This is a genomic window from Azospirillum sp. UENF 312511 (assembly GCF_058780635.1).
Genome location: NZ_JBSNCG010000001.1, coordinates 1,362,705 through 1,376,538 on the forward strand (window position 1 = coordinate 1,362,705; position 13,834 = coordinate 1,376,538).

19 protein-coding genes are annotated in these 13,834 nt (G+C 59.0%); 8 read left to right on the forward strand and 11 right to left on the reverse strand.

Annotated elements, in window-relative coordinates; all coding sequences use genetic code 11:
• The first annotated feature begins 249 nt into the window (after nucleotides 1-249).
• The 7 genes from ACWPN7_RS06310 (at nucleotide 250) to ACWPN7_RS06340 (ending at nucleotide 6,085) form a co-directional block, all read left to right on the forward strand.
• Nucleotides 250-1,320, forward strand: a complete 1,071-nt coding sequence (locus ACWPN7_RS06310) for a helix-turn-helix transcriptional regulator (RefSeq protein ID WP_492273170.1) — start codon at nucleotides 250-252, stop codon at nucleotides 1,318-1,320.
• Nucleotides 1,317-1,787 carry a UCP032817 domain-containing protein gene (locus tag ACWPN7_RS06315; RefSeq protein ID WP_451994074.1) on the forward strand — a complete coding sequence of 157 codons (471 nt, stop codon included), beginning with the start codon at nucleotides 1,317-1,319 and terminating at the stop codon, nucleotides 1,785-1,787. Before ACWPN7_RS06310 ends, ACWPN7_RS06315 begins: the two co-directional genes overlap by 4 nt.
• 556 nt (nucleotides 1,788-2,343) lie before the next feature.
• The gene (locus ACWPN7_RS06320; protein ID WP_459197221.1) at nucleotides 2,344-2,937 is read left to right on the forward strand and encodes a hypothetical protein; all 594 of its coding nucleotides are present in this window, start codon (nucleotides 2,344-2,346) and stop codon (nucleotides 2,935-2,937) included.
• The gene (locus ACWPN7_RS06325; RefSeq protein WP_492273171.1) at nucleotides 2,937-3,569 is read left to right on the forward strand and encodes a hypothetical protein; all 633 of its coding nucleotides are present in this window, start codon (nucleotides 2,937-2,939) and stop codon (nucleotides 3,567-3,569) included. Before ACWPN7_RS06320 ends, ACWPN7_RS06325 begins: the two co-directional genes overlap by 1 nt.
• Nucleotides 3,508-3,897, forward strand: coding sequence for a hypothetical protein (locus ACWPN7_RS06330; protein ID WP_492273172.1), 390 nt, complete (start codon nucleotides 3,508-3,510; stop codon nucleotides 3,895-3,897). Before ACWPN7_RS06325 ends, ACWPN7_RS06330 begins: the two co-directional genes overlap by 62 nt.
• Nucleotides 3,897-4,403 (forward strand): hypothetical protein, encoded by a 507-nt coding sequence (locus ACWPN7_RS06335; protein ID WP_492273173.1) that lies wholly within the window; start codon nucleotides 3,897-3,899, stop codon nucleotides 4,401-4,403. Before ACWPN7_RS06330 ends, ACWPN7_RS06335 begins: the two co-directional genes overlap by 1 nt.
• Nucleotides 4,404-5,134: 731 nt before the next feature.
• A complete protein-coding gene (locus ACWPN7_RS06340; RefSeq protein WP_492273174.1) occupies nucleotides 5,135-6,085 on the forward strand; it encodes a hypothetical protein in 951 nt (316 codons plus the stop codon).
• Here the strand turns inward: ACWPN7_RS06340 and ACWPN7_RS06345 are convergent.
• Nucleotides 6,063-6,824 carry a hypothetical protein gene (locus tag ACWPN7_RS06345; RefSeq protein WP_492273244.1) on the reverse strand — a complete coding sequence of 254 codons (762 nt, stop codon included), beginning with the start codon at nucleotides 6,822-6,824 and terminating at the stop codon, nucleotides 6,063-6,065. The genes ACWPN7_RS06340 and ACWPN7_RS06345 overlap by 23 nt on opposite strands.
• A 219-nt stretch (nucleotides 6,825-7,043) precedes the next feature.
• Here ACWPN7_RS06345 and ACWPN7_RS06350 point away from each other — a divergent pair, with 219 nt between their 5' ends.
• Nucleotides 7,044-7,550 (forward strand): DUF6790 family protein, encoded by a 507-nt coding sequence (locus ACWPN7_RS06350; RefSeq protein WP_492273175.1) that lies wholly within the window; start codon nucleotides 7,044-7,046, stop codon nucleotides 7,548-7,550.
• Here ACWPN7_RS06350 and ACWPN7_RS06355 read toward each other — a convergent pair.
• From ACWPN7_RS06355 to ACWPN7_RS06400, 10 genes are all read right to left on the reverse strand, one after another.
• Nucleotides 7,501-8,085: a YgjV family protein gene (locus ACWPN7_RS06355; RefSeq protein ID WP_492273176.1), complete on the reverse strand. Its 585-nt coding sequence runs from the start codon at nucleotides 8,083-8,085 to the stop codon at nucleotides 7,501-7,503. The genes ACWPN7_RS06350 and ACWPN7_RS06355 overlap by 50 nt on opposite strands.
• Before the next feature lie 10 nt (nucleotides 8,086-8,095).
• Nucleotides 8,096-8,641: a hypothetical protein gene (locus ACWPN7_RS06360; RefSeq protein ID WP_492273177.1), complete on the reverse strand. Its 546-nt coding sequence runs from the start codon at nucleotides 8,639-8,641 to the stop codon at nucleotides 8,096-8,098.
• A gap of 572 nt (nucleotides 8,642-9,213) precedes the next feature.
• A complete protein-coding gene (locus ACWPN7_RS06365; RefSeq protein WP_459197215.1) occupies nucleotides 9,214-9,690 on the reverse strand; it encodes a hypothetical protein in 477 nt (158 codons plus the stop codon).
• A 580-nt stretch (nucleotides 9,691-10,270) separates the two neighbouring features.
• Nucleotides 10,271-10,744 (reverse strand): hypothetical protein, encoded by a 474-nt coding sequence (locus ACWPN7_RS06370; RefSeq protein ID WP_492273178.1) that lies wholly within the window; start codon nucleotides 10,742-10,744, stop codon nucleotides 10,271-10,273.
• Nucleotides 10,731-11,186: a helix-turn-helix transcriptional regulator gene (locus ACWPN7_RS06375; RefSeq protein ID WP_492273179.1), complete on the reverse strand. Its 456-nt coding sequence runs from the start codon at nucleotides 11,184-11,186 to the stop codon at nucleotides 10,731-10,733. The genes ACWPN7_RS06370 and ACWPN7_RS06375 overlap by 14 nt, the downstream gene beginning before the upstream one ends.
• Nucleotides 11,167-11,571, reverse strand: a complete 405-nt coding sequence (locus ACWPN7_RS06380; protein WP_459197212.1) for a type II toxin-antitoxin system RelE/ParE family toxin — start codon at nucleotides 11,569-11,571, stop codon at nucleotides 11,167-11,169. The genes ACWPN7_RS06375 and ACWPN7_RS06380 overlap by 20 nt, the downstream gene beginning before the upstream one ends.
• Nucleotides 11,572-12,060: 489 nt before the next feature.
• Nucleotides 12,061-12,402 carry a hypothetical protein gene (locus ACWPN7_RS06385; RefSeq protein ID WP_459197211.1) on the reverse strand — a complete coding sequence of 114 codons (342 nt, stop codon included), beginning with the start codon at nucleotides 12,400-12,402 and terminating at the stop codon, nucleotides 12,061-12,063.
• 129 nt (nucleotides 12,403-12,531) lie between these two features.
• Nucleotides 12,532-13,005, reverse strand: coding sequence for a lysozyme (locus ACWPN7_RS06390; RefSeq protein ID WP_492273180.1), 474 nt, complete (start codon nucleotides 13,003-13,005; stop codon nucleotides 12,532-12,534).
• 149 nt (nucleotides 13,006-13,154) lie between these two features.
• Nucleotides 13,155-13,334: a hypothetical protein gene (locus ACWPN7_RS06395; RefSeq protein ID WP_492273181.1), complete on the reverse strand. Its 180-nt coding sequence runs from the start codon at nucleotides 13,332-13,334 to the stop codon at nucleotides 13,155-13,157.
• Nucleotides 13,322-13,795: a hypothetical protein gene (locus ACWPN7_RS06400; RefSeq protein ID WP_492273182.1), complete on the reverse strand. Its 474-nt coding sequence runs from the start codon at nucleotides 13,793-13,795 to the stop codon at nucleotides 13,322-13,324. Before ACWPN7_RS06400 ends, ACWPN7_RS06395 begins: the two co-directional genes overlap by 13 nt.
• Nucleotides 13,796-13,834 lie beyond the last annotated feature (39 nt).

Sequence of the window (13,834 nt, forward strand, 5' to 3'; positions counted from 1 at the left end):
GCACATACGTGTATGCACCTTGCAAAACGCAACTAAATAATTTTCATAAGCGAGAATCACCAACTGCCACGGTTCGATTCGGTTGCGTGCCTTGAATCCAGGGGATTTACGGCGCGTCAGGCCTTCGCATGTTCACACCAATGAGGGGAGATATACGGAGCCGTTACCCACGCGGGTTATGTTCGTCAGTGCCGCCACTTTGTTACCGTCCAAGGCATTGGAAGCAACACTCGCAACAAAGTTTCAAAAATGAGCGCAACAGAACTCCCATGGGATATCCCTGCGCCGTTCGCCAAGATGGCAGTAACCGCCAGGAAACTGCAGGGCACACTGGCGATCTATGACTCGGCTGATCGCCTGATCTTTGCCAACGCTGGCGTGCGGCGGCTTTACCCATGGTTCGATCTGAGCGTTCCCCAAACCTTTAAATCCATGCTCCGTCGATCTTGGGAGCATGGAGAGATGGTTGGGATACCAGCCCCACGCGATCCCGAAGCTCAGCTCGCATACGCCAACATGCGGCGCCAGGGCGAGCGGCTGGAGTTCATTCGACGCTACCCAACAAACTTGATTTGTACCCACCTCCGGCTTTCGTCCGGCATGAACGCCCAGCTTCGGCTGGAGCCGAAGAAGGCCGGGCTGCTGCATTTCTTCAGCGAAGACGAGCCAACGCTGGGGGTAATGGAAGCTATCCACCAGCGTGACGAGGCTGCCCATCGCGCCGCAGCTCTAGACTGCCTTGCGTTCGGCATCGCCACTCTCGGTCCAGACCGAAAAGTCATTCAGCGCAACGCTGCTATGGCGGAGATAATCGCCAACGCTGACGGGGTATTCTTGGATGCGGCCGATCGGCTGACGCCCGTTCATGCTGAAGAATGTGCCGAATTCAATCGGCTGGTCACACTTGCCTGCATGAACAAGTTGGAGGCGCCGACCGTGGCCATGCATCTTCGGTCGCCGGACTCTCCACATCCCCACACATTCTCGATCTCCCATGGTGCGAGGGGATCAAAAACAGCCGTCATCATCGTGGCGCCCGCCCGCCTCGATGTTGGGTCCGTCTCCAGTGTGCTCCGCCGCGACTTCGGGCTTACGCCAGCGGAGTCCACCCTCGCAGCACAGATCGGCAACGGTCTAACGAACGACGACATAGCCAGGGAATCGGGGAAGGCCCCGAACACTGGCCGAATGCAGGTCAAGTCCATCTTGCGAAAGCTCGATGACGGACAGCTCGCCCATCGCAGTCAGACGGGTCTTGCCCGCTGGGTAGCGGTGCTGGCGGCAATCACCGGAGCCGCCCGGACGCGCGGCAAATCATGAAAATGGTGAAAGTGATGGATACCTTGAGCAAGGTCCAGGCAATCAACGCCATGAACCTGGACATCCTGGTCGATGACCTCGTGCGCGGCGGTTTGCCGAAGAGCGATGCTGCGGCAGCGGTCGAGCGCTACCGCTCCTTCCTCATTGCGGTCGCCGCCTACCCGACGGAGACCATCGTCCCATCGAAGCTGGTGGACAAGGTGTGGCACGCCCACATGCTGCGCCCGCGGGTGTACTTCGAAGACTGCATGGTCGCGCTGGGTCAGATCGTAGACCACACGCCGGGCGTCTATGGCACGCCGGATTATGAGGCGGCCTATGCGATGACGCGCAAGCTGGTCAGCTATGGGCACGAGATGCCGGTCGATCCCTATGCGGATCATCCAATGGCTGGTGCCGATTGCTGGCGCCGCGAGCCAGGCGAAGATCCCGAATGGCCGCTGGTTCGGCGGGCTGCCCGCGTCTGAAGCATCGCCCCGGCTGCGCGAGTGGCCGGGGCTCCCGACTGATCAGGATTGGGGCAAGTTTGGCCGGAGGCGGGCGCCAGGAGATCCGTGGTTCAGCAGTTCAACGCCATGCGCATCAAGGGTACGAACAACCGCATCAACCGCGGCAGACTGGGCATTGATCACGCCATTGATCCCTTCCCAGCGTCCGATCGTTTCCGCGGACACCGGATAAATTTTGCTTGCCTCTCCAGCGAGCTTAGCCTGCCCCCAGCGCAAAAGCGCTCGTCCGGCGCGTAGTTGCTCCCCCAATAGCACGCTCGCCTCTGATCTTGCCGATTTCGGTTATAGCCTACCGAAATCGGATTGACGGTCAAGCGCGTTCGTATTACCAATTTCGGTAACGAACGAACCATATCGTCTTTTGGTCTCAAATATCGGCATCCCAGTGTTTCCTGACGCTGGGGGGCCTTCGACACAAAACGAAAAGGCGCCCGGTGGTTCCTGCCACCGAGCGCCTCATCAGCCGGACGGCAGCAACCGCCCGAACATCAACCCCCATAGGATTCCGCAATCCATGAAGATCACCCCCGTTAATACCATGATACTCAGCGAGGCGCGCGGTGAAAGTGCGCGGCATCTGCGCCATCCGGCGGAGAACATCATCAACTTCCTCGCCCGGTGCGGCCTCGTCTTCATCAAAGGCGAGCCGCCGGCCGACGAGGACAATGCGATTCTCCTCTGGACGGGCGGGTGCAATGCCATCGCCGCGTTCCGGAAGGATGGCGAGTGGTTGCAGTTCCCGAGCTTGCAGCCGCTGGATGAGGGCGAAAGGATTCACTGTTGGATGCGGATGCCGCATCCGTCCATCTGGCCGGAGGTGAGGTTGCCGGCCAACATGTTCTCGGAACATGACCTGTACCGGATGGCAGACAGCGCAATCGCCCTTGCCGCTGCGCAGGCAGCATGGACGATCCAGGCCGGCCAACACGCGGCCAATGCGGCGACGGACATCTCAGTCCTCCTGGACAAGATGCAGAGCATCGTAGACGAGACGCCGGCCTTCTCCAGCGTGGGGCCGATGGCGAAACAGAATCTCGCCGAGCTGGGCGACTTGATCGAGATGGCGCGGAAGCGGCTGGTCGACATCCAGCCGCGGGAGGATCGCTGATGCGCACTAAGAACGGCGACCACACCGTGACGTCCGGCGGCACCAACGTCGTCTCGTCCGGCACCCGCTGGCCCTGCCCTGGCCCCTCCACCATTGTCCCCTCTCTGGGCGTCCCGTTCCGCGATGCCGCCACGCGGCTCGCTGCGCTGGTGAAGGAGCAGGACGAGCTTCCCGATACGCCCGAGGCTGACGCCCGCTCGGACGAGATCACCGAACAGTGGGAAGTGCTGGGCCGGGCGATCCTGGGTTCCACCCCCTGCACGCCCGCGGACAGTGTGGCGGTGATCGATACCGCACTCTTCCCGGCCATCGGCCCGAACATGGACCGCGCCACAAAGGAGTTGTTCCAGCGGATACGCGGTGTACTGGTGCAGGCGGCGCTGGATGCGGCACAGCGAGACGACGCGGCCGACCGCGGCCCGTTCCTCGCCGACGTCCGCCGTTGGCTTGAGCTGGAGGCGACCATCGGCGCCGAAGGCCAGGACGACGCCGACCTGATCGAACTCGAGCAACGAGTCCTTCCGGCTGGCCCGCCAGATCGCGGCCTACGACGGGAACCCGACGCTGGCCATGGCCGCCAAGGCGGTCCTGCTGTGGGCCACCCACCCCGTCGCCTGCCACCCAGACAGTAAGCCCGGCGCCCTTCCCTTCCCGCCGCCGGTGTCGGCCGCCAGGAAGGAAGAGGACGCGCTGGTCTTCGGACTGGTCGCCGACGCGCTGCGGGCGGTGCCCGAGTTGAAGGCGCTGCTGACCGGCGAGGCATCCGTCGCGAACGAAACGGACGACTTCGGCACGGCCATCGCCAGTCTCGCTGACCGCGCCATCCCCCGCACTGCGCCCGCCGTCCCAACCGTCATCACCGACGCCATGGTGGAGGCGGGAGCGAACGCCGCCGGCTGCTCCCCCGACGCCTTCCGGGCCGGGTTCGCGGCGGCGCTCAAGATGATGGAGGCTGCGTGATGTCCATCCTGCAGTTCCACACGGATCGGGGCGCACCGCGCCCCGTCCACACCGAGATCCACGTCGAGCGCTTAACCCTGCGCGCCGCCGCGGATTGGCAACAGGACATCGCCGCGGAGTGCCGGCGTCGCCGGACCCTTAGCGCCGACCTGTTCGACTGGCTGGAACGGCGGGGCGTGTTCGACCGCTGCACGGTGCTGGCCGCCATGGAGGCGGAGACGCCGCTGCTGTTCCGCCGGATCGGCGTGCCGACGGTGAAGGTTCTCGGCATGGGCTGGAGCCGGTCCATGATCGGCCAGCCCGAGGCCGCCGACCCGCACGCCGACTATGCCCACCGGATCGGGCTAGAATACGCCGAGGCCATCGGCGCGGGCGAGGCCCTGTTCAACCGGATCGCCGTCTCGGGCCTGGGGCGGCCCTTCGTCTACACCCAGGCGCTGTTCGGATGGGAGGACCGTGGGCGGCGGGCTGTCCTATCGGCTATCGACGTGCATGTGTTGCACTGAGCCACTCGCACAAACCCCAAAGTAGGAGTTCAATTTCCGACGATTGCATGCGATGCAAAACCGTATGATCATGCCGTCCGGGTTGTGCCATGCTATCATGATCACAACCCTATCCAACCGGTTCCGCTGGATCGAAAATGAGCCTCCTTCGACGCAATCTATATAGAACGAAGCTAACCTCCATTCTGGAGAAGGCGAACGATGAAGCGTTCTTTGTGATGGCATGGGCAACTGTCGCACTACAATCAGGCAGGCCACAGAGTGCACAGCGGTTTCTGACGTTTCCTCAAGAAGTGGCTACGACCGATATCACCTCAATTTACGCAATACATCCTTGGAAAATAGAGACGCTACTCAACGAACTATTAACCACACAAAAAACAAAATCCCGACCGAATTGACGTAATAGGTACCTTAACTGTAGGAATTTCAGCACGATTGCCACCGCAATTAACGTTTTGACGGAACTTGAGAATGCTGACGATGGAATAACCCTTAAGCGCTCTCCGGTTATTCATGAGATACACAGAATTAGCCAAAGACAGTTTGAGTGGCAGAAAGGTTTTCTCTCTCATGCTTAATTCTATCGCTCAGCATTCATATTCGGTGGTGACCTAACTAGGGCGTATTTCAAAAACAAAACCGGCATCAGTATTGATAAATTTTTTCTCGCTTGCCTTGGTTTGCGAGCGACTTTTGCTACGATACCAATAATTAAGCGTGATTTTTGTATGGATTTGGTTGGCCTATCAAAAGAAAAGTCCAAAGCCGCCATCGATTTGATTACCATTGATCATAAAAAAGCCAGAGATCACACCACATCCAGCCGAAAAGGGACATCTCACACAGCTTACAAGCGCAGCCTGTTCCGTGAATACCCCTGCATAGCTTTCGGAGAAAACGGCGATCGGATATGCGCACCTCTGCCGGATCTGATAATCCTGAGAAGCACTTCAGGTTTATTCTATGATGCTATACAAGGTGGTGGCAGCATCAGAAATGAAGTATCAAATCGGTTCGAAAATTATTGCTCAGACCTCCTAAGTTCTATGCTAGAAAGTCATGAAGTTCTGCGCAGCTATAAGTACAAGATCAGAAAGAATATAATTGATTCCCCGGACATAATCATACGAGACGGCGGAGAGTTAACTTTTATCATTGAATGCAAAGCAACCCGCATGAGTTACGATGCACGCTTTGCTGAAAAACCTCTAGCCGTAGCACACAGGGGCTACGAAGAAATTGCAAAGGGTGTGTTTCAGATTTGGAAATTTGCATCTCATATTCGTCGCGGCCTCATCCCTACAGAGAGAATGAGGCCTGACGCCAAAGGCATTGTTCTGACACTCGATACATGGCTCTCAATGGCGAGGAACTTAAAAGAAAATGTTATCAACATTGCAAGCGAGATGGCGAGAGTTCGAGACCCGGAGATATCATCTGCAGATCAGATACCGGTTGTTTTTTGCCCCATCGAAGACCTTGAGCAAACACTCCGAATTAGCAATGAAACCTCGTTCGCGAAAGCCATCCACGCAGCAGCCTCCAGCGAGTTTAAAGATTGGCAACTATGGAGTGTTCATCAAAGCCGCTTTCCGGAGGTACAGCAAAGCAACGACTATCCCTTCTACAATCGATTGTGCGAATTGATGCCGTGGTTCAGCAAATACCTTGACGATTAACAACGGCATCATAGAGGTGAAGGGCCGAAAAAGATCCAAGTTCCGACAGCACCGCGTGGCGGCTCCATCGCATGAAGTGCAGCGGGAGCCGCCCTACGCCGCTCTGGTGATAGAGGATGCCGGGGCGCTCCTCCAGCCGGCGCCGGCCACCGCCCCGCCCGCTCCACACCGGCACCGTTTCTGGATCGACCAGCCCCACCACCCACTTCGGGTTCCAGCGGGCCAGGGCGACCAGCCGCACCAGCTCGCCCAGCCGGTGGAACAGCCCGGCGCCACGCCAGTCCGGCCGGGTCCAGCCCGCCACGATCCAGGCCACCAACCCGCGGGTGTCGTGGGCGGCCTCGCTGGCGACGAAGGCCCATTCATCCGCCGGCGCCGAGCCGGGATCATGCAGCGCCGACAGGTCCGCCAGCCGGGCGCCGAAGCTGGATGCCGTGCAGTCGACCAGCACCACGGCGTGGGTGGCGACCACCTCCCCTTCCCCGTCGACCAACCCGAGCCAGAAGGCTGGAGCGCTGGCCGGCTTGGGCAACATCGGGAACCAGCTATCGCGGTGCCGGGCGTTCAGCGCCTGCAGGTCCAGCCAGGACTCGCACAGGATCGGCGTCACGCCGCGGGCGACCAGCTCGGCACACAGGCGGTCTCGTGCAGCGTCCAGCGCCGGGGTCAGCGGGCCGGCGCCCAGGTTCAGGGTTTCGACGAGGCGGAAGTCAGGCACGGCGGTGCGTGCCGGGAACATGGCGTTCACGGTTGGTATCCTTTAATTGAAGATGGGGGTGGGGTAGTTGGACCGCCGATCTGCAGACATCAGTTCGCAGGACCGATGCGGTTGCGCACCTCGCCAGAACAGATACAGGCGCGAGGGCAGCGCCTACATAGAGGTATTTCCGATAGCCTCTTGGAATGGGAGAGATAAACGCCTCAACGTCCGCTTGTCGTCTCTTCCATGGAGGACGAAATGGACGTCGCTAATTTGATACGATTTGTCCTGACACACATTCCTTTGATCACCTTTCTACTGGCGATCATCATTCCAACTCTCAGCCGGCCTGACCGAACCCCGAAAGGCTACCTGTCCTGGCTGCTGCTGCTCGCCGTTGGCGTTGATGCCCTCTGGGCGGGGCTGTTCCATGTGTTCGCTCCGGAGCGCGCCGCAGCTTTCATCGGATGGACGACAAGCCCGTTTCAGTTCGAGATCGGCGTCGCCGACATAGCGCTGGGTGTGATGGGAGTGCTCGCCTTCCGGAGATCGCTCGACTTCAAGGCTGCGGTCGTGACCTACGCATCACTGTTCTACATCGGCGTGGCGTACGGCCACTTTCATCAGATTTGGGTGGCCGGGAACTATGCGCCTGGGAACGCCGGCATTCTCCTCGTTCTTACCTGCGTCCGGCCGTTCCTCCTGTTCCTGCTCCTCATCGCGGCTCAACGGAAGGCAGCCCCGGCATTGGCGCTTGGGAGGTAGGAAGTGGCTGGCGGAGCGCTGCTCTGTCACGCTTCCGAGGTACGCAATCGCGCAGCGCGCCGTAGACCAGCCCGGCCATGCACAGCAGGTCGGCGGCCAACCCGAAGGTCGAGCCGGTCTGCAGGTCGTGCGCGACCCAGCAGGCGCCGGCGGCCAGGAACAGGGTGCGCAGCACCAGCGCCGACCGGGACCAGCGCGCCGCGGTGGCGAGGATCATCCCAGCCGCCGCACAGGCCGATGGCCAGCCCGCCCAGGTCGAGGCGGCCAGCACCGCGAGCATCGGCACCGTGACGGCGTAGAGCGCCCGGCACCAGGGGGGCCGTTCGTCCGGCCAGGCGGTGGCAACCTGCAAGACGGACAGCCCGGACATGGCGGCGCCGGTGCTGGCCCCGATCAGCATGTAGTGCAGCGCGAAGGCGGCAGTGGAGGCGCCCTGCCCGGCCAGCAGAGCGCGCCGGCCGGACAGCCAGGGCCAGAGGGCGACCAGGATGAACCCGGCGGCCCCGGCGAGGTCGGAAAGGTGAGGAATGGTCACGGCGAGTTCCTCACTTCCGGAGCAGCTTGTCCTTCGCCGCGCTGCCGGCGCTGGAGCCCAGCCAATAGTTCGTGACCTGCCCGAATCCCAGCACCAGGGCGCCGAACAGCATGTTCAGCAGGTTGAAGGTGCGCTCGGCCATGTCCTCCTTCGGGATGACGAACAGCAGCGCCATGACCGAGAAGAAGCCCACCAGCACGATCACCGACACGACGGGCGCGCCCCAGGAGATGCGGCTGCCGGCCTGGGCAAGTTGGATGGTTTGAGCGCGAGCGTCGGCCCGATCCTCGTTGTCCAGCCGCAGCAGCGCCACGATCTGATCGCCCTGCTGGCGGTACAGCTCGGCCAGCTTCGCCGGATCGGTCTGCACCGCGGCGACGGCGCGCTCGGCATCGGCCGGAGTCTTGATCGGAACCCCGGTCACGGCGGAGACGACGGACACTGCGGCCTCGCCGACCTTTTGGGCGGTCTCTCCAGTGCCGAGGGCGGCCTTGGCGACCTCCGGCAGCAGGACCGGGGCCAGGGCGGAAATGATGGGGATGAGCAGTGGCAGCATGGGGATGCCCCTCCTTCGGGCATGAAAAAAGCCGCCTCGGCAAGGGCCGGGCGGCGGGGTGATTCGGGTTGTTGGTGGCTGGAACGGCGGCGCGCCGACCGGGTTAATCCGCTATGGACGCATGCGCATCCGCTGCCCGGTTCCAGCACCTCCTCCGACTTCGGGAGGACGCATTCAAGCGGGCGCGGTCGTTACAGGAGCAGAGCCGGGAGCTGGTCGCGCGATCGGTGCAGGCCCGACTCGAAGCGGAGGACATGCGTGCCAGAGCTGCGGACCGGCGGCAGAGGTGAATGATTGTCAGGATGGGACGTCAGGCGCATCCTACGAGGGTGCACAGGTCGATGGAGCCCGGCATGCCCAAGCCCCAGTACAGCAGCAGGCTCATGGTCCAGGGCTACCTGACACAGGATCAGATCCGATACGTGTAGCGTCCTGGCGGGAGACGGGGCGGCCCTAGGCAGAGGCCCACTGTATATCAGTAGCCGTAGCCCACTTATCGTTCTCAACCTTAGAAAGACATTGCGTAACAATTATTATCTTGTGAAGCTGTAAAACTAAAAGAAACGTCGCCTTTATCGTTGCTGAGAAATTCCACTAGTCTCGTTAAGGTGGCGTCGCCGCTTCATGAAACACCACTTTGCTGAAAGGGAAGCATCAATGAGCTTCAGAGCAAATTTTGCGTCAGGAGTGATCGCCGCAATTAGTATGACTGCCTGCGCTCCACTGCCAAGCGGCCAATCATCGGACAGTACGATAGTGAGCACTCCCTCAACGGCTGCAAATCCGAGCATGACACCGCCAGCGCCGTCGAGTACAACTACTGAGACCATCAAAACAGATAAAAAGCCGAAGCCAAGAATAGTTACCGAGACAATTAGAACACCTATTATAACTGCGGATATGAACGAGAGATATGCAAATAATAGGGCCGAACAGGGACGAACAATAGCATTGAGTTCTAGCCAATGTTTCGTTGCTCGTGAATTATCTCCAGTCAAAAAGCATGCCGAAAAATGGAAATTCACAAACAAGCCACCGGAATTCGTCATGACCCAGCACACATGCAGCGGAGGATATGGCAACATTGGACCTGCTTCCGCTGGGTTTAATGAAAAAGGTGAAGTTTGTATAAGTGTTACAGCTCGCCCTAATCAACAGAACGTGGCTCACTGCGTGACTGGTGGCTACGCTCTTGTTGAGATGAGGGGCCCGAAGCCATAGCACTGACGGATCAGAACTGGGTAACGCAGCCAGAGCGGTCCGAGCCAACCTGGCTGCGCCTTAATCTAGGGAGCCAGATTCTGGGAAGCGCAGTGACTAGATGTTTTTTGGCTCGACAAGGATGTGGGCACCGAAGTTGAGTGTGGTATTAATCACTATCCGGGCTTCCTATTGATCGGGCAGATTGCCCCTTTCTCTCCGGAATTCCACCAGCCCCGGCCGCTCCTTCTTGACGCCGTAGAATGTGGCGTAAACCTAGTGACAGAATTGGCTTGTAGCGGCTTCGGGCTATGGATCTCGGTCATGGAGGCTCTGAAAAAGGAGAAGCCGCCGGGCGGGATGCCGGGCGGCAAATCAGGCAACGTAACTTCAAGTGCGATGCGGAGCCAGCCAACTTTATACAGAGTGCTAACGGGCGCCCTTCCGAGAATCTTCTTTTGCTCTTTCCTTTACAATCAACGCACCCGCCGGAAACTTCCCGGCATCAGTTTTTACAGTGACGTTAACTGCGCCATATTCGATAATCCGCAACGGACTTATAGTGATATTTACAGAAAATCTAAACGGCAAAAAGCTTGATTTCTTTTTGATTGTGTCCGCCATATCTATCATAGCGGCCTTTGCCCTCTCAATGGTTGCTGGATCTATGGGCACAACCTCTTCTGTTCCTTTGGTAGATATAATAATTTCCATACCATCAAATATATCTGGCTCATCTGAGGCCAGAGACACGAGAACACCGAATGTAGGTATCACCACAGGGAGCTTGTCCAGCACAAGCTCCTCTGCATAAACTCCCATAACTGAAATTTTATTACCGACTTCCGATCTGAAGTCATCACAGAACATGACGTCGGTATACAGTTTCTTAGAACGCGTCATTGATCGTATTCATATCAACGTTGAGGACATTTGCTAGCCGCCTAAGCGTCGTTAGGCTCGGCTCTTCTTTTCCAGCTTCCAATCGAGCAATGCGTGGCTGGCTGGTTCCAATAGCTTCAGCAAGTTGAGCTTGCGAAAAGCCGGCACTTAAACGCAGATCTCGAAGATTTTTTTTCCTTTCCACATCCTGGATGCTTTCGGCAAGACGCCGACGTGCTGCAGCTAGCGCTTCTGCTCGGCCGGACGCCTCGACTTTCTTGACGTAGTCAGCAACAGAACGCGATAACGGGGCAGTTACCGCTGCCGCTCGCCAATCCTCAAGACTTAGGCGAATAACCGCGCAGTGAGAGGAGCCATCAGAACTATCTATCGGCTCCCACTTTCCAATACTAACCAAAACACCGCGAGCCGAAGCCCGAACATCAGTCGTCTTCGAGACCAAGCCGTCTGTAGATGCTCCGGAGATGCTCGATAAGAGCTTTGTCTTTCTCATATTCCCTACTCCGATGCATAAAACTTAGGACGTGATAAGTGCTATCACGGTGGTCGAGAGCGTACATAATCCGGTACTTGAATGGGGCAGACCCACGATCAAGGGAAAATATTTTGAGCCGCCACACATCCGTTTTCTCGCCATAGAGATGGAGAAACCTTGATACATGATATCGCTTTTCCACCCTCTGATGGATGCGCATGGCTGACAAAATTTCCTGATCGTCCCTGACCTCCTCCAAAAACACGGTCAAATCGGCAGCCGCGTCCGGATCTGTATCCCACAACGCCTCCAGCTCAGCCTCAGCCTCTTCCGTCAGTGCCAGTTCAAACATATATACCGGTTCCGGTATAATTTCTAGAGGGTAGTTCGTGCCGATCGTCGCAATCTAGCGGTAGCGTGCTTCTGTATGTAGCAACCCGCCAGAGAGTTTTATCCGGTTTCGCGCTACTGATATCAGGACGCGAGGAGCGCGAAAAGTAGGAAATTTGAAGCAACACGACGGCCGACGAAGTGGCGATAGCCCATTCAAATCTAATACAAGAGGTTCGTATACAAATCCTTGATCGCGACACTAATCGCACGCACCATGGCTTGAGGGCAAAACTTCAACCAAGCTTCATCTCACACCAACCCCAGCGCGATAGCTGTCAGCGTGTCCACCCGCCCGGTGACCGGCAGCCGGTGGAGCGAATGGAGTAGCAGCGGATCAGAAAGCCCGATCTGACCGGAGCGATGGAGCATAAAATCCTAGCATGATAGTTCCCGTACATGGGGCATTTCGTGCCCCATGTACGTGCCACCATCCAGCAGGGCTTCGATGTCAGTAGAGATCGTAAGACATGTTGACTCCACTGGACTGTGCCGAAGATGTATAGATCCACAATCCATAACCAGGCGGCAACTCAACCTCGTATGGCATCGTTCTGCTATTCAACATTGAAGGATTTCCATCAACACGGAATACAATTTTGCTGTTGGCGTCTTGCTGAACCGGAGTGGTTGGGCCAGTATGCAGCCACACAGCACCATTTCCGTTTATGCTCAAAGTGAGCGTTCTAATTACGGCTCCAGCTTCGTTTACGCTTGGATCAAACACTTTGGTCATGGTGTTGGTGGTTCCACTTACATTTGACACATAACGGCCATATTTTACAATGGTCATGACCCCATCCTTTTTCCAATGGTTGCCAAATGGCGATGCCATACTTCGCGGACAACGCAGGGTCACATTATAGGATTATCAGCCCAATTGAAAGGATTTTTTGCATGACCTGGAAAGTGTGAGTGATGGTCAGGCGGTCTCGAACAACGCCTTCTCAGCCGCTCGCCGCTTCACCAGCCCCGGAAGCTGCACCTTCTCGCCGTTGACCGTGGCGAACACCCACCGCCCGAACTGGCCGGCGGCCCCGGCATAGTCGCGCTGGTTCAGCAGGCGCAGCAGGGTCGAGGATTGCAGGGCACCGGCCCCCAAGTTGAACACGAACGACGCCAGGGCGCCGCGCTGCCGATCGGTGAGTGGGACCGTGACCAGCTTGTCGACCGCCGCAGCCGCATCGGCCATGTCGGCGCGAAGGAAGACCTCGGCCTGGAGGGAGGTGATGCTCTGGCCCATCCGGACCCCGGCGGTGTGGCCGTAGCCAATGGTGGGCACGCCCGCAGGGCACAGGTAGGCCTTCAGGTACAGACCCTCGAAGTGACGGACGAGAGCCAAGGCATCATCGTGGATGTCGCGCGGGATCGCCGCGCCGGCGGGCACGTTGGTCATTGGGTTACTTCCTCATTGGAATTGTTTTAAAGAGCAGCCGCGTTTACGGTCGCGCGATCTGCTTTCCACGGCAGAGTTAGCTGAACCTTGGCGGCTCTATGGGCCGCCATTCTTTTTGCCGATGGATCAAGCCCCGGCAGAGGAGCGATTCAGCGGGTCGCGGCGTTCGCACCCAGCCGCAGGTGGCCTGTGCTCATCCCTTGGCGGGCGACCGTAAGCTGGTGCGCCAACAAGAGGCGCGCGGCGGCCTCGTCCCCGCCGCAGTCGGCCAGTGCCTTGTCTGCGACCTGCTGTGCATCGTGCTGGCCCGGCTCGTTCAGCTTTTCCATGGCCGCTCTCCCGGCACCTGCCGCGAACCGGGCTTCGTGCCTGTCGGTGTCCCGCGAGCTTCGGCCTCAGCGACAGCGGCCTCCTCGACCAGCCGCTGGTTCGTCGCCATCAGATTTTCCACATCGTGCTGGACCCTCACCAACGCGGTCCGCGCTTCATCCCGTTCCGACCGGGCTGATGCCAGATGCTCGTTGGACAGCCGCAGTTCGGTTTCGAGCTGCAGCTTCACCATCACCGCTTGGTTCCGCTCGTGGGCCATCGAGGCGATGTCGGTCATCGCCTTGTCCAACCGTAGACGGAGATCGTCGCGCAGCTCCGCCTCCATCTTGGCGGCGCGATCATGGCGGCCGAAGTAGACCAGCGCTCGCCAGAGCACGGCGGCCCCAAGGGCGCCAGTGCCGAGATAGCTGAGGGCGTTGTTCAGTAGACCGCCGTCGGCGGCGGACGATGGATCGGGCATGGGACCTCCTGCGGCCCGGCGCCGTGGCGCGGGCATGAA

Coding starts and splice junctions, on each gene's coding strand:
- ACWPN7_RS06330 (WP_492273172.1), top strand. CDS start 3,508: ATGGCCGCCAAGGCGGTCCTGCTGTGGGCCACCCACCCCGTCGCCTGC.
- ACWPN7_RS06310 (WP_492273170.1), top strand. CDS start 250: ATGAGCGCAACAGAACTCCCATGGGATATCCCTGCGCCGTTCGCCAAG.
- ACWPN7_RS06365 (WP_459197215.1), bottom strand. CDS start 9,690: ATGACGAATTCCGGTGGCTTGTTTGTGAATTTCCATTTTTCGGCATGC.
- ACWPN7_RS06395 (WP_492273181.1), bottom strand. CDS start 13,334: ATGGAAAAGCTGAACGAGCCGGGCCAGCACGATGCACAGCAGGTCGCA.
- ACWPN7_RS06385 (WP_459197211.1), bottom strand. CDS start 12,402: ATGACCATTGTAAAATATGGCCGTTATGTGTCAAATGTAAGTGGAACC.
- ACWPN7_RS06340 (WP_492273174.1), top strand. CDS start 5,135: ATGGATTTGGTTGGCCTATCAAAAGAAAAGTCCAAAGCCGCCATCGAT.
- ACWPN7_RS06360 (WP_492273177.1), bottom strand. CDS start 8,641: ATGCTGCCACTGCTCATCCCCATCATTTCCGCCCTGGCCCCGGTCCTG.
- ACWPN7_RS06350 (WP_492273175.1), top strand. CDS start 7,044: ATGGACGTCGCTAATTTGATACGATTTGTCCTGACACACATTCCTTTG.
- ACWPN7_RS06370 (WP_492273178.1), bottom strand. CDS start 10,744: ATGACGCGTTCTAAGAAACTGTATACCGACGTCATGTTCTGTGATGAC.
- ACWPN7_RS06380 (WP_459197212.1), bottom strand. CDS start 11,571: ATGTTTGAACTGGCACTGACGGAAGAGGCTGAGGCTGAGCTGGAGGCG.
- ACWPN7_RS06335 (WP_492273173.1), top strand. CDS start 3,897: ATGTCCATCCTGCAGTTCCACACGGATCGGGGCGCACCGCGCCCCGTC.
- ACWPN7_RS06345 (WP_492273244.1), bottom strand. CDS start 6,824: ATGTTCCCGGCACGCACCGCCGTGCCTGACTTCCGCCTCGTCGAAACC.
- ACWPN7_RS06400 (WP_492273182.1), bottom strand. CDS start 13,795: ATGCCCGATCCATCGTCCGCCGCCGACGGCGGTCTACTGAACAACGCC.
- ACWPN7_RS06325 (WP_492273171.1), top strand. CDS start 2,937: ATGCGCACTAAGAACGGCGACCACACCGTGACGTCCGGCGGCACCAAC.
- ACWPN7_RS06320 (WP_459197221.1), top strand. CDS start 2,344: ATGAAGATCACCCCCGTTAATACCATGATACTCAGCGAGGCGCGCGGT.
- ACWPN7_RS06315 (WP_451994074.1), top strand. CDS start 1,317: ATGAAAATGGTGAAAGTGATGGATACCTTGAGCAAGGTCCAGGCAATC.
- ACWPN7_RS06390 (WP_492273180.1), bottom strand. CDS start 13,005: ATGACCAACGTGCCCGCCGGCGCGGCGATCCCGCGCGACATCCACGAT.